12 protein-coding genes and 1 pseudogene are annotated in these 12,804 nt (G+C 72.2%); 4 read left to right on the top strand and 9 right to left on the bottom strand.

Annotated features, from left to right (window positions below; all coding sequences use genetic code 11):
* Positions 1-37: 37 nt before the first annotated feature.
* The 6 genes from ACZ41I_RS17075 to ACZ41I_RS17100 all read right to left on the bottom strand — a co-directional run bounded on the left by ACZ41I_RS17075 (position 38) and on the right by ACZ41I_RS17100 (position 5,437).
* Positions 38-1,318: an HD-GYP domain-containing protein gene (locus ACZ41I_RS17075; protein WP_363214474.1), complete on the bottom strand. Its 1,281-nt coding sequence runs from the start codon at positions 1,316-1,318 to the stop codon at positions 38-40.
* Positions 1,315-2,625, bottom strand: a complete 1,311-nt coding sequence (locus tag ACZ41I_RS17080) for an HD-GYP domain-containing protein (protein ID WP_399764438.1) — start codon at positions 2,623-2,625, stop codon at positions 1,315-1,317. The genes ACZ41I_RS17075 and ACZ41I_RS17080 overlap by 4 nt, the downstream gene beginning before the upstream one ends.
* 117 nt (positions 2,626-2,742) lie before the next feature.
* Positions 2,743-3,045, bottom strand: coding sequence for a mycothiol system anti-sigma-R factor (gene rsrA / locus ACZ41I_RS17085; RefSeq protein ID WP_191871520.1), 303 nt, complete (start codon positions 3,043-3,045; stop codon positions 2,743-2,745).
* Positions 3,042-3,737, bottom strand: coding sequence for an RNA polymerase sigma factor SigR (gene sigR, locus ACZ41I_RS17090; RefSeq protein WP_399764872.1), 696 nt, complete (start codon positions 3,735-3,737; stop codon positions 3,042-3,044). The genes rsrA and sigR overlap by 4 nt, the downstream gene beginning before the upstream one ends.
* Before the next feature lie 256 nt (positions 3,738-3,993).
* Positions 3,994-4,620, bottom strand: coding sequence for an alpha/beta hydrolase family protein (locus tag ACZ41I_RS17095; protein WP_399764435.1), 627 nt, complete (start codon positions 4,618-4,620; stop codon positions 3,994-3,996).
* A 1-nt stretch (position 4,621) separates the two neighbouring features.
* A complete protein-coding gene (locus tag ACZ41I_RS17100) occupies positions 4,622-5,437 on the bottom strand; it encodes an SOS response-associated peptidase (RefSeq protein WP_363214478.1) in 816 nt (271 codons plus the stop codon).
* Positions 5,438-5,487: 50 nt separating this feature from the next.
* On the opposite strand from ACZ41I_RS17100, the gene ACZ41I_RS17105 reads away from it, so the two are divergent.
* The 4 genes from ACZ41I_RS17105 (at position 5,488) to ACZ41I_RS17120 (ending at position 9,046) form a co-directional block, all read left to right on the top strand.
* Entirely contained in the window at positions 5,488-6,210 is a 723-nt protein-coding gene (locus ACZ41I_RS17105; RefSeq protein ID WP_468514484.1) for a M50 family metallopeptidase, read from the top strand.
* A gap of 91 nt (positions 6,211-6,301) precedes the next feature.
* On the top strand, positions 6,302-7,618 hold the full coding sequence (gene aroA / locus ACZ41I_RS17110) for a 3-phosphoshikimate 1-carboxyvinyltransferase (RefSeq protein WP_363214480.1): 1,317 nt from the start codon (positions 6,302-6,304) through the stop codon (positions 7,616-7,618).
* Positions 7,619-7,627: 9 nt separating this feature from the next.
* Positions 7,628-8,638 (top strand): ribosome small subunit-dependent GTPase A, encoded by a 1,011-nt coding sequence (rsgA, locus tag ACZ41I_RS17115; protein WP_399764427.1) that lies wholly within the window; start codon positions 7,628-7,630, stop codon positions 8,636-8,638.
* Between the two features lie 84 nt (positions 8,639-8,722).
* Positions 8,723-9,046, top strand: a complete 324-nt coding sequence (locus tag ACZ41I_RS17120) for a DMT family transporter (RefSeq protein ID WP_363214482.1) — start codon at positions 8,723-8,725, stop codon at positions 9,044-9,046.
* A 19-nt stretch (positions 9,047-9,065) separates the two neighbouring features.
* On the opposite strand, the gene ACZ41I_RS17125 is transcribed toward ACZ41I_RS17120, so the two are convergent.
* The 3 genes and pseudogenes from ACZ41I_RS17125 to ACZ41I_RS17135 form a co-directional block, all read right to left on the bottom strand.
* The gene (locus ACZ41I_RS17125; protein WP_468514485.1) at positions 9,066-10,859 is read right to left on the bottom strand and encodes a dipeptide ABC transporter ATP-binding protein; all 1,794 of its coding nucleotides are present in this window, start codon (positions 10,857-10,859) and stop codon (positions 9,066-9,068) included.
* Positions 10,856-11,737, bottom strand: a complete 882-nt coding sequence (locus tag ACZ41I_RS17130) for an ABC transporter permease (protein WP_468514486.1) — start codon at positions 11,735-11,737, stop codon at positions 10,856-10,858. Before ACZ41I_RS17130 ends, ACZ41I_RS17125 begins: the two co-directional genes overlap by 4 nt.
* Positions 11,734-12,722, bottom strand: a pseudogene (locus ACZ41I_RS17135) (ABC transporter permease). The gene ACZ41I_RS17130 and the pseudogene ACZ41I_RS17135 overlap by 4 nt, the downstream one beginning before the upstream one ends.
* Between the last annotated feature and the right edge of the window lie 82 nt (positions 12,723-12,804).

A 12,804-nucleotide genomic window follows, 5' to 3' on the forward strand; every position in this document is an offset into this window, starting at 1 on the left:
ACCACGTACGGCGGGAAAGGCGCTCATTACCCATGGGTTACCCAGCCGCGCCCGGGGTCAGACAGTGCCGTATGTCTCCGTCGCCCTCCGCCGGCGCGCTCTCCCGCCAGGCCCGCGACCGGGCCAGGACCCGGGCGAGGGACTCCACGACGTCGGGAGCGTAGTCGCCGGCGGTGCCGAGGCGCAGCTCCTCCAGCGCCCGCAGGGGGCCGTCGGGCCCGGCGTCCCGGGCCTTCTCCTCGTAGGCGTTCACGGCCCGGATGATCCGCGCGGCGACCGGCTGTGCGCGGTAGGGGTCGGCCTGCCGTTCGACCATCACGGCGACGGCCGCGGCCACACCGGTCTGCCGTACGACGGCCCCGCCGAGCAGCGCGATGCGCCGCTGCTCCTCGGGGGGCAGGCCGGCGGTGGCACCGGCCGGGACCGGGTCGACCAGGCTGAGCTGGCCGATGTCGTGCATGAGGGCCGCGTACTCCAGGACGGTCAGCTCGCCCTCGCTCAGGCCGAGGTCCCGGCCGACGGCGAGGCTGAGCGCGGCGACGCGGCGGGCGTGTCCGGCGGGGGTGTATCCGGCGATCTCGGTGGCGCGGGCGAGGGAGGCGATGGTCTGCCGGTTGGTGGCGCGGACGGCCGCGTACCGGCGCACGGACAGCTGGGTGAGCAGCAGGGGCAGACAGAACACGGGCAGCGCCCACAGGCCGACGACGGCGACCGCGAGCGCCATCACGGCGCCGGTCGCGCAGACGGCGGAGCCGATGCCGAGCAGTCCGCGCAGTTCGTCGCGCAGCAGCGGGCCGAACGGCCAGCGGGTGCGGGAGTGGGCGAGGGCCGCGGCGAGGACGGCGTCGCACAGGGCGGTGAGGACGAGGAGGGCGACGAGCAGCAGGGCGTAGGCGGGGCCGCTCCAGGACACGAACACGCCCTCGTTCGAGAGGGGTTGGAAACAGACGGCGGCGAATCCGACGCTCAGCACGCGGCGGGCGAGGTGGTCGCGGGTCGGGGTGCGGCCGCACCAGATGTGCGGGACGCCGCCGAGCAGGGAGGCGGTGAGAACGACCGTGACGACCTGCGGCGCGTCATGCAGCGTCTGCTGCCCGGCGTCGGGCCCGAGCAGGGCGTACGACAGCGATCCGGCGGTGCCCAGCGGCGCGGCCTGCCGCACCGGGGCTCCGCTCCACCGGGTCAGCTCGCCGACGGCTATGAGCACCCCGAAGGCGAGCGCGACGCCCCGGTCGGCCATGCCGGTCCACAGGGTGACACCGAGGGAGGCGGCTGCGGTGAGCCCGGCCGCGGCGTGGATGCACCGGAGCGCGGTCATCGCGGTGCCCCGGTGCGGTGGCCTGCGGCCGGCTGCGGGCCCGGGACCGCGCGCGCCGTCTCGTCGGCCGTGACGGCCGGGTGCCAGCCCTGGCGGTCGAGGGCCCGCGCGAGCGCCGTGACCATACGGGGGTCGAACTGGGTGCCGGCGCACCGCTGCAGCTCGGCGACGGCCACGTCGACCGGCCGGGCCCGGCAGTAGGAGCGGGTGGAGGTCATCGCGTCGAAGGCGTCGGCGACGGCGACGACCCGGGCGCACTCGGGGATCTGGGTGCCGACGAGGCCGTACGGGTAGCCGCTGCCGTCGAGGCGTTCGTGGTGGTGCAGGATCGCGGCGCGGGCCTCGCCGAGGAAGGAGATCCCGCGGACCATCTCATGGCCGTACTCGGGGTGCAGTTCGATGATCCGGCGTTCCTCGGGGGTCAGCGGGCCGTCCTTGCGTAGCAGCCGGGTGGGGACGCCGAGCTTGCCGACGTCGTGCAGGATCCCGGCGAAGCGCAGTGTCTCGACGCGGTCGTCGTCCATGCCGAGTTCCCGCGCGATCATCACGGAGGCCTGCCCGACGCGTTCGCTGTGGCCGCGGGTGTAGCCGTCCTTGATGTCGACGGCTTGGACGAGCGCTCGAATGGTGGCCTGGTGGGCGGCGCGTTCGCGGTGGTACTGGGCGAAGATCCACCAGGACACGCACATCGGCAGCAGCACGAGCAGCGCGGCGACCGGGCCGTACGGGCTGCGCCACAGCACGGCCATCATCAGCCCGGCGAGTCCGTGCACCGCGACCGGCGCGAGCGAACGGGACAGCAGCCCGCGCCAGGCCCGGCGCAGCGGAACGCCCAGGGCGACCGCGCGCAGGCCGCCGTCGAGGAGGGTGAGGACCAGGCAGAAGACGAGGACGGCCGCGCCGGCGGGCAGCAGTGCGTACGGGAAGTCGCAGCCGACGACGGCGTCCCGCCCGCCGAGCGCCCAGTGCACCCGGGCAGCGCCCCACACCGCGAGCGCGGGCTGCGCGGCCCGCCAGACACGCCTGACCAGCGCGGGCCGGTGCTCGACCGGGGAGAGCAGGGCCGCGGGCAACGGGACGAGCGCGGCGGCGGGCGGCGGCAGCAGGAACACCCCGGCGAGCAGGACGGGGTAGAAGGTGCCGCCGAAACGGCGGCGTACGACGTGCTCGCAGGCGGCGCAGAGGGCGCAGAGCAGGCCGAGCACCCACCAGGGAGTGTGGACAGCCGGCAGCGGCAGGAGGCAGAGCAGCGCCAGCAGGGCGACACCGGCCACATAGCCGCGTGCCCTTGCCGGTACCGCCTCCATCGCGCCCCTCCCCGACCGTGCCGGTCCAGGCTCGGAGCCTAGGGCGGGGATCGGGGGGTACGGGGCCTATGACCTGAGGATTAGCACATTCGGGTGACGGCCGGGGTGACCCGGCGGTCAGCTCTCCTGCGGCGTGGCGGTCACGTCGTGGTCCGGCACGGCCTGGCCGGAGCGGATGAGATCGATCCGCCCCATGACCTTGGCTCGCAGGTCGGCGGGCACGTCGTCATGTCCGCAGCACCGCTTGACCAGCTTCTTCACGGCCTGCTCCAGGCCGTACTTCTCCAGACACGGAGAGCATTCCTCGAAGTGGTGCTGGAACTTGTCGCGATCGACGTCCGGCATCTCGCTGTCGAGGAACTCGTACAGATGGTCGAGGACCTCACTGCAGTCCGTCTCGTGCGGATCTCCGCAGCTCATGAGCCCGAACCTTTCACTTCGTTCGACTCTCCGGCGCCCGCCGGAACCAGCCCGCGCTCACGGGCGTAGTCCTCCAGCATGCCGCGCAGCTGACGGCGGCCCCGGTGCAGCCGGGACATCACCGTACCGATGGGTGTCCCCATGATGTCCGCGATCTCCTTGTACGCAAAGCCCTCGACATCCGCGAGATACACGGCGATGCGGAACTCCTCGGGGATCGCCTGCAGCGCTTCCTTCACGTCCGAGTCCGGCAGGTGGTCGAGCGCCTGCGACTCGGCGGAGCGCAGACCCGTCGACATGTGCGACTCGGCGCGGGCGAGCTGCCAGTCCTCGATCTCCTCCGCGGCGGAGCGCTGCGGCTCGCGCTGCTTCTTGCGGTAGGAGTTGATGAAGGTGTTGGTGAGGATCCGGTACAGCCACGCCTTCAGGTTGGTGCCCTCGCGGAACTGGTGGAAGGACGCGTACGCCTTGGCGTACGTCTCCTGCACCAGGTCCTCGGCGTCGGCCGGGTTGCGCGTCATGCGCAGCGCCGCCGAATACATCTGGTCGAGGAATTCCAGCGCGTCCCGCTCGAAGCGCGCACTGCGCTCGGCGGTGGACTCGGAGGTCGTCTCCGCGCTCACACCCTGGCCCTCGGGCTGCTCCGCCTGGCCGTTGTCGGTCCCTGCGTCGGTACCGGTGACCGGACCCACCTCCTCAAGATCCCGGGCAGGACCGAGAGCGGTCCCACTCGATTCGGAGGATAGAACACGACCCGTGCCTGCCGCCCCTCGAATAGGAGCGGTCTTGGCCGCGTACAGCACCGTCCAGTCCAGGTCGGCGCGGCGCTCACGGCTCGGGCATACGGTCGAACCCATGCGGCGGACTTCCTCTCCTACGACGTCGGTGCCGAGGCCTCAGCACTTCTGTCCGCCACAACAGTGGTCCGGCGCGGCGCATTCCCACCCGTCACCCGAGAGACGTGAGCCACTGCGCGACGCCCTCGGTGATGATCTCCAGGGCCCGCTCCTGGGTGATCTCCGCGCGCTTGGGAATCGCGAAGCCATGATCGCCGTACGGCACCTCGATCAGCCCGTGGTCGCCCTCGGGGAACTCTTCCGGCTTCCCGAACGGGTCGTTGCCGCCCTGCACGACCAGTGTGGGCACCCCGGTGCCCAGCAGTTCCCCGGCGCGGGACTTCTCCGGCCTGCCCGGCGGGTGCAGCGGGAAGCTCAGCGCGAGGACGGCGTGCGCGCCCAGCTCGGCCGCGGTTCGGCAGGCGACCCGGGCGCCCGCGCTGCGCCCGCCGGAGATCACGGGCAGTTGCATCCCGGCCAGTGCCGGCCAGATGCCGCGCCAGCCGCTGTCCAGGGTCTGCGGTGCGGGGGCGACCTTCTTCCCGGCCACGCGCCAGGGCTGTTCCACCAGGGCCACGGTCACGCCGTGCGCGGGGAGGGCCCGGGCGAGTGCCTGGAGGTCACGTGCGTCCACGCCCCCGCCGGCGCCATGGCTCACGGCCAGGACCAGCCGGGGGTCCTGCGCCCGGTGCCAGGTGATGCGTGCGGTTCCGGCGTCGGTCTCGACAATCTCGATCACGCTAGAAGAGTGTGCCCTCTTCCGGCGCCTCCAGCTCCTTCAGCAGCTCCGGGCCGTTGTTGCGGACGTTGCTGACTGCCGTGGAGACCGGGTAGGCGCGCATCAGGCCGGGCGGGGGCGGGGCGAGCAGGTCGCGCAGGTGGTCGGGGTCGGTCCGGGAGGGGTCGAGCCAGGCGTCCCAGCGGTCCGGGGTGAGCATCAGCGGCATCCGGGGGTGGATGTCGGCCAGGGTGCGCGGGCCCTCGGCGGGGGCCACGGCCAGCGGGGTCCTCTCGGCCTCGGTGGTGATCACCGAGCAGGTGACCCACCAGGCCTGCGGGTGGTCGTCGGGCAGGGTCCGGTCGCGCCAGAACTCGTAGAGCCCGGCCATCGCGAACACCGAGCCGTCGGCCGGCAGCACGAAGTACGGCTGCTTGCGCGGCCGCTTCTTCCTGCCCTCGACCTCCAGCTCGCGCTCCTGCGCGCCGGTGACCCACTCGTAGTAGCCGTCGGCGGGGATGATGCAGCGGCGGGCGGCGAAGGCACGGCGGTAGGCGGGCTTCTCGTGCACGGTCTCGGCGCGCGCGTTGATCATCCTGGCGCCGCCCTCGGGCGTCTTGGCCCAGGAGGGCACCAGGCCCCATTTCAGCTTGCGCAGCTGGCGAACCGGACGCGGGGAGTCCGCGTCTTTCAGGGGACGGTCGAGGACGGCGTGGACCTCCTTGGTCGGAGCCACGTTGTAGTCCGGCTCCAGGGTCTCCTCGGGCTCCCACTTCTCGATCTCGAAGACGCCTGCGAGATCCTCGGGCCTACGACTCGATGCATACCGTCCGCACATACGTGCCACACTGCCAGACTCCGCACAAGGAGAGGGAGCCACTCGGACACATGGACAGCCTCGCCGCCCTCGCGCTGCCCGACCTCTGGGACCGGCTCACCGGCACCCAGCCCGATCCCGCCCTGTGGGTGGTGCTCGCCACGGCGGCCGCCGCGCTCGCCGTCGTCGTCCCGCACACCCCGTGGCGGATATCCCGCAACGCGATCACCATCGCGCACGAGGGCGGCCACGGCCTGATCGCACTGCTCACCGGCCGGCAGCTCACCGGTATCCGGCTGCACTCCGACACCAGCGGCCTGACGGTCAGCCGGGGCAAGCCGTACGGGCTGGGCATGATCCTCACGGCCGCCGCCGGGTACACGGCGCCCTCGCTGCTCGGCCTCGGCGGCGCCGCCCTCCTGGCCGCCGGGCGCATCACACTGCTGCTGTGGGCGGCGACGGCGCTGCTGGTGGCGATGCTGGTGATGATCCGCAACGCGTACGGCGTCCTGACCGTGGTGCTGGCCGGGGCCGCCTTCCTGCTGGTGTCCTGGCTGGCGGGGCCCCAGGTGCAGGCGGCGTTCGCGTACGCGGTGGTGTGGTTCCTGCTGTTCGGCGGGGTACGGCCGCCCTTCGAACTGCAGCTGAAGCGGTCACGGGGAGGCGCCGGGGAGTCGGACGCGGACCAGCTGTCCCGGCTGACCCATGTGCCGGCGGGGCTGTGGCTGTTCCTGTTCCACGTGGTGTCGCTCAGCTCGCTGATCGGCGGGGGGAGCTGGTTGCTGGAGGTGTGACGGCCGGCGGGGTCGGCGCCGTAGCTTTCGTCGAGGTTTCGGCCCTTTTGGTCGAGATCTCCGGTCGCGCCCAGCCACTAAAGTGGGGCGCATGACCGTGAACCCCGCACACACCGCCCTCTGGCCCGCCCCGCACGCGAGCGGAGCCGTCGACGCGACGGTCCACGTGCCCGGGTCCAAGTCGGTCACCAACCGCGCGCTGGTGCTGGCCGCCCTCGCCTCCGAGCCCGGCTGGCTGCGCCGGCCGCTGCGCTCCCGCGACACCCTGCTGATGGCCGGTGCGCTGCGTGCGATGGGCGTGGAGATCGAGGAGGGGGTCGGCCCGGACGGCTCCGGCGAGGCCTGGCGGGTGCTGCCGACTGGCCTGCACGGCCCGGCCACGGTCGACGTGGGCAACGCCGGCACGGTGATGCGCTTCCTGCCGCCGGTGGCCGCGCTGGCCGACGGCCCCATCCGGTTCGACGGCGACCCGCGGTCGTACGAGCGTCCCCTGCACGGCGTGATCGACGCGCTGCGGCAGCTCGGCGCCCGGATCGACGACGACGGCCGCGGCGCGCTGCCGCTGACCGTGCACGGCGGCGGCGCCCTGGACGGCGGCCCGGTGTCCGTCGACGCCTCCTCGTCCTCCCAGTTCGTGAGCGCCCTGCTGCTCTCGGGCCCCCGTTTCAACCAGGGTGTGGAGGTCCGGCACACCGGCGCCTCGCTGCCCTCCCTGCCGCACATCCGGATGACCGTCGACATGCTGCGCGCGGTCGGCGCCCAGGTGGACACCCCCGAGTCGGGCGGCGAGCCGAACGTGTGGCGGGTGACGCCGGGCGCCCTGCTCGGCCGGGACCTGACGATCGAGCCCGACCTGTCCAACGCCCAGCCGTTCCTGGCGGCGGCCCTGGTCACCGGCGGCAAGGTGCTGATCCCGGACTGGCCGGAGCGGACCACCCAGCCCGGTGACCGGCTGCGGGAGATCTTCACCGAGATGGGCGGTTCCTGCGAACTCACCGAGTACGGGCTGGTGTTCACCGGTTCGGGTGCCATCCACGGGATCGACGTGGACCTGAGCGACGTCGGCGAGCTGACCCCCGGCATCGCGGCGGTCGCGGCCCTCGCGGACTCCCCCTCCACCCTGCGGGGCGTGGCGCATCTGCGGCTGCACGAGACGGACCGGCTGGCCGCGCTCACCAAGGAGATCAACGAGCTCGGCGGTGACGTCACCGAGACCGCCGACGGCCTGCACATCCGCCCGCGCAAGCTGCACGGCGGGACCTTCCACACCTACGAGGACCACCGCATGGCGACGGCAGGCGCGATCATCGGTCTCGCCGTCGAGGGTGTGCGGATCGAGAACGTGGCGACGACGGCGAAGACCCTGCCGGACTTCCCCGAACTGTGGACCGGGATGCTCGGGCAGTAGGGACACGCCATGCGCCGCTACGGCAAGCACACCGACGAGGACGACATCCGCACCCGTCCCAACCGCAAGGGCAACCGGCCGCGGACCAACATCCGGCCCAAGCACGAGGACGCCGCCGAGGGGCTGGTCCTCACGGTCGACCGCGGCCGGCTGACGTGCCTGGTCGAGGACCGGGTCGTCATGGCGATGAAGGCCCGCGAGCTGGGCCGCAAGGCGGCCGTGGTCGGGGACCGGGTGGCCCTAGTCGGCGACCTGTCCGGCAACAAGGACACGCTCGCCCGGATCGTCCGGATCGAGGAGCGCACCTCGGTGCTGCGGCGCACGGCCGACGACGACGACCCGTACGAGCGGGTGGTCGTGGCCAACGCGGACCAGCTGGCGATCGTCACCGCCCTGGCCGACCCGGAGCCCCGCCCCCGTCTGATCGACCGCTGTCTGGTCGCGGCCTTCGACGGCGGTCTGGAGCCGCTGCTGGTGATGACCAAGTCGGACCTGGCCCCGCCGGACAAGCTGCTGGAGCTGTACGGCGCGCTCGACATCCCCTACGTCGTCACCAGCCGCGAACAGCTGGAGAACGGGGACGCGGCGGACCGGGTGCGGGAGCATCTGGACGGCAGGGTCACCGCGTTCGTCGGTCACTCGGGCGTCGGGAAGACGACCCTCGTCAACGCGCTGGTGCCGCAGGAGCGCCGGCGTACGACGGGCCATGTGAACGCGGTGACGGGCCGCGGCCGTCACACCACGACGTCCGCCCTCGCCCTGCCCCTGTCCGATACGGACGGCTGGGTCATCGACACCCCCGGCGTCCGCTCGTTCGGCCTGGCGCACATCGACCCCTCGCGCGTGATCCACGCCTTCCCGGACCTCGAACCCGGTACGGAGGGCTGCCCACGCGCGTGCAGCCACGACGAGCCGGACTGCGCGCTGGACGCCTGGGTCGAGGAGGGCCACGCGGATCCGGCGCGGCTGTATTCGCTGCGCCGGCTGCTGGCCACCCGGGAGCGCAGGGAAGGCGACTGACCACCGCGTTGTTTGGCCGGGTGAGAGGCCGGTAAGTGCATAATCGCACCGAGCCGGAGATCCGGATCAACGGGAGGACAGCACATGGCGTGGCTGCTGGTCATAGTGGCCGGAATTCTGGAGACCGGCTTCGCCGTGTGCCTGAAGCTCTCGCACGGCTTCACGCGCCTGTGGCCGACGATCGCCTTCGCCTCCTTCGCCCTCGGCAGCTTCGGTCTGCTGACCCTGTCCCTGAAGAAGCTCGACGTCGGCCCCGCGTACGCGGTGTGGACCGGCATCGGCGCGGCCGGCACCGCGATCTACGGCATGGTCTTCCTCGGCGACCTGGTCTCCACCCTGAAGATCGTCTCGATCAGCCTGGTCATCGTCGGGGTGATCGGACTGCAGCTGTCGGGTTCCGCCCGCTAGGCGCTTGCGAGGCCTCCCGCTACAGCACCTCACGCGCCCTCGCGAAGTGACATGCGGCCCCGTCCCCCGCGAACTCCGGCACCTCGTGCGCGCACCGCTTCTGCTCGTCCACCGTGAGCTCCGCGTACAGCGGGCACCGCGTCCGGAAGCGGCAGCCGTCGTACCGCCGGGTGGGACTCGGCGGGTCACCGGCGAGCAGGATCCGCTCGCGCCGCCGCTCCCGTGCGGGGTCCGGCACGGGCACGGCCGACAGCAGGGCCTGGGTGTAGGGGTGCCGGGGCCGGGCGAAGACCTCGTCGACCGGGCCGGCCTCGACCGTGCGGCCCAGATAGACGACGCTGACCCGGTCGGCGATGTTCCGTACGACGGCGAGGTCGTGGGAGACGAACAGATAGGCCAGGCCCAGCTCCTCCTTCAGCCGCCGCAGCAGGTCGAGCACCTCGGCCTGGACGGAGACGTCCAAAGCGGAGACGGGTTCGTCGAGGACCAGCAGCTCGGGTTCGACGGACAGGGCACGGGCGATGCCGATCCGCTGGCGCTGGCCGCCGGAGAACTCGTGCGGGTAGCGGTCGGCGTGGGCCGGTTCCAGGCCGACCCGGGTGAGGAGTTCGGGCACCCTGCGCGCGACGACACCCTTGCCGGCGCCCTGGGCGCGCAGCGGCTCGGCGATGATGTCACCGACGGGCATCCGGGGGTCGAGGGAGGCCATCGGGTCCTGGAAGACGATCTGGATCCGTCGGCGCAGAGCCTTGGCCCGGTTCTTGCTGAGCGCGCCGAGCCGCTGCCCGAACAGCTCCACCGATCCCCCTTCGGGCGCGGCGAGTTCGAGCAGTTCGAAGAGGGTGGTCGACTTGCCGGACCCGGACTCGCCGACCAGCGCCAGGGTCTCGCCGCGCCGGATGTCGAGGTCCACGCCGTCGACGGCGTACACGGTGCCGGTGCGGCGCCTGACGACGGTGCCGGTGTGGACGGGGAAGGTGCGGGTGAGACCCCGCACCTTCAACACCGGCTCCGCCCTGGTCGGTTGGGGTCGGCGTGGTGTGTCGATGCGGGGGACGGCGGCGAGGAGCTGCCGGGTGTAGGGCGCGCGCGGGCGGTCGAACACGTCCGTCGCCGTGCCCTGTTCGACGACCCGGCCCTGCCGCATGACCGCGACCCGGTCGGCCAGCCCGGCGATGACGCCGAGGTCGTGGCTGACCAGCAGGACGGCGGCGCCGGACTCCCGCTGCGCGGTGCGCAGGACGTCCAGGATCTGCGCCTGGACGGTGACGTCGAGGGCGGTGGTCGGCTCGTCGGCGAGGATCAGGTCGGGTTCGGCCGCCATCGCCATGGCGATCATGGCGCGCTGGCGCATGCCGCCGGAGAACTCGTGCGGGAAGGCCCGTGCGCGCAGGGCGGGCTCGGGGATGCCGACGAGGTCGAGCAGGTCGACCGCGCGGGAGCGGGCCTGCGCACGGGAGACGTCCCGGTGGGCGCGGACGGCCTCGGCGATCTGGTCGCCGATGCGGTACACGGGCGTGAACGCCGACAGCGGGTCCTGGAAGACCATGGACGCCCGGCCGCCCCGGATCCGGGTCAGTTCCCGCTCGCTCGCGCCGAGGAGTTCGGTGCCGTCGAGCCGTACGGAACCGCGCGTGGTGGCGTTGCCGGGCAGCAGTCCGAGGACGGCGAGGACGGTGGCGGACTTGCCCGAGCCGGACTCGCCCACCAGCCCCAGCACCTCGCCCCGTGCCAGGGTCAGGCTCACGTCCCGCACGGCTGCTTCGCCGTCGAAGTCGACGCCCAGGCCGGTCACTTCGAGCAACGGGTTCATCGGGCCGCCCCCTTCGCGGTCGGGTCCAGGGCGTCCCGCAGTCCGTCGCCGACCAGATTGACGGCGAGCACGAACACGACGAGCAGTCCCGCGGCGAAGAAGAACATCCACGGGTAGGTGAGGGCGGCGCCGGTGCCCGAGGCGATCAGCGTGCCCAGGGACACATCGGGCGGCTGCACGCCGAAGCCGAAGTACGACAGCGCGGTCTCGCTCATCACCGCGCCGCCGACCTGGATCGTCGCGTCGATGACCAGGAAGGAGGCCACGTTCGGCAGCACGTGCCGCCAGATGATCCGGAAGGGCCCGACGCCCATGTAGCGGGCCGCGCGCACGAAGTCGCGTTCCTTCAGGGACAGGGTCATGGAGCGTACGACCCGTGCGGTGATCATCCAGGCGAAGACGGCGAGCAGCCCGACGAACGCGATCCACCCGGCGGAGCGCAGCCGGGGCGAGATGATCGCGATGACCAGGAAGGAGGGGAAGACCAGGAGCAGATCGACGAAGAACATCGCCAGCCGGTCGGTCCAGCCGCCGAAGTATCCGGCGCAGGCACCCGCCAGCGCGGCGAGCCCGGTGGCCAGCACGGCCACCAGCAGCCCGATGACCAGCGACTTCTGCAGTCCGCGCACGGTCTGCGCGAAGACGTCCTGCCCGATCCGGTTGGTGCCCCACCAGTGCTGGGCGCTGGGTGCGGAGCGCAACGCGCCGTAGTCGATGTGGTCGTATGACCAGGGCGTGAGGTACGGCCCGGCGAACGCGAGCAGGAACAGCAGGACGAGGGCGACGGCTCCGGCGAGCGCGGACCCGTTGCGCACGAAGCGGCGCAGGACGAGCGCCGAACGGCCGGCCGGTGCCTTCGTGAGGGTCGCGGTCGTCATGCCGCCCGCCGGATGCGGGGGTCGAGGGCGGCGTGCAGCAGGTCGGCGAGGAAGCCGGAGAGCAGGATGGTGACGGCGGCGAAGACGTTCACGGCGACGACCGAGTTCACGTCGTTCTTGCCGAGGGAGTTCACGAACCACTCGCCCATGCCGTGCCAGCCGAAGATCGTCTCGGTGAAGGTGGCGCCGGTGAACAGGGCGAGGAATCCGTAGGAGAAGTAGGTCGACATGGGGATGAGGGCGGTGCGCAGACCGTGCCGCAGCAGGACGGCCCGGCGGCCGAGTCCCTTGGCGCGGGCGGTGCGCAGATAGTCGGAGCCGAGGACGTCGAGCATGGTGCTGCGCTGGTAGCGGCTGTAACCGGCCACGCTGAAGAGGGCGATGGAGAGGGTGGGCAGCAGCAGGTGCACGGACCGGTCCCGCAGGACCGGCCAGAGGCCGCCGTCCACGCCGGGGCTCTGCTCGCCGGTGAACCGGATCAGATCGGTGCCCGTGGTCTGGTTGAACCAGATCGCACCGGTCTTCAGCAGGACCGCCAGCAGGAACACCGGTGTCGACAGCAGCGCGAAGGAGACGACGGTGACCGCGCGGTCGCTGAGGCGATACTGCCGTACGGCCGTCCAGGCGCCGGCGAGGACACCGGCGACCGTACCGAGGACGGTGCCCGCGAGCAGCAGCCGCAACTGACCCCGATCCGCCGGCCGAACTCGGCGTCGACGGAGGTGCCGTCGATGGTCTCGCCGAGGTCGCCGTGCAGGACGGCGCGGTCGGCCCAGTGCCGGAAGCGGTCGCGCAGGGGCTGGTGGTCGTTGACGCCGAGCGCGGTGAGGTGGTGGTCGACGGCGGCCGGGGACAGCGGTGGCTGCCGGCCCGCGTAGTAGGCGCGCGGATCGAGGGCCAGCGAGGCCAGCAGATACGACAGGCAGACGGCGGCCAGCAGCAGGACGGCGTGATGGCCGAGGCGCTTGGCCAGGTAGAGGGGCACGCATGAAATGGTCCAGTCCTCTTATTGCAGCAACATGAAGAGAACATGTCAGTAACCGGGGAGCTCTCCCCTGCCCGACCTG

The organism is Streptomyces sp. NPDC030799 (assembly GCF_055572255.1).

Excerpts from the sequence above, each read along its gene's own strand:
- rsgA (WP_399764427.1), top strand. The coding sequence starts at position 7,628 with ATGCGCCGCTACGGCAAGCACACCGACGAGGACGACATCCGCACCCGT.
- aroA (WP_363214480.1), top strand. The coding sequence starts at position 6,302 with ATGACCGTGAACCCCGCACACACCGCCCTCTGGCCCGCCCCGCACGCG.
- ACZ41I_RS17080 (WP_399764438.1), bottom strand. The coding sequence starts at position 2,625 with ATGGAGGCGGTACCGGCAAGGGCACGCGGCTATGTGGCCGGTGTCGCC.
- ACZ41I_RS17100 (WP_363214478.1), bottom strand. The coding sequence starts at position 5,437 with ATGTGCGGACGGTATGCATCGAGTCGTAGGCCCGAGGATCTCGCAGGC.
- ACZ41I_RS17125 (WP_468514485.1), bottom strand. The coding sequence starts at position 10,859 with ATGAACCCGTTGCTCGAAGTGACCGGCCTGGGCGTCGACTTCGACGGC.
- ACZ41I_RS17105 (WP_468514484.1), top strand. The coding sequence starts at position 5,488 with ATGGACAGCCTCGCCGCCCTCGCGCTGCCCGACCTCTGGGACCGGCTC.
- ACZ41I_RS17120 (WP_363214482.1), top strand. The coding sequence starts at position 8,723 with ATGGCGTGGCTGCTGGTCATAGTGGCCGGAATTCTGGAGACCGGCTTC.
- ACZ41I_RS17075 (WP_363214474.1), bottom strand. The coding sequence starts at position 1,318 with ATGACCGCGCTCCGGTGCATCCACGCCGCGGCCGGGCTCACCGCAGCC.
- rsrA (WP_191871520.1), bottom strand. The coding sequence starts at position 3,045 with ATGAGCTGCGGAGATCCGCACGAGACGGACTGCAGTGAGGTCCTCGAC.
- ACZ41I_RS17130 (WP_468514486.1), bottom strand. The coding sequence starts at position 11,737 with ATGACGACCGCGACCCTCACGAAGGCACCGGCCGGCCGTTCGGCGCTC.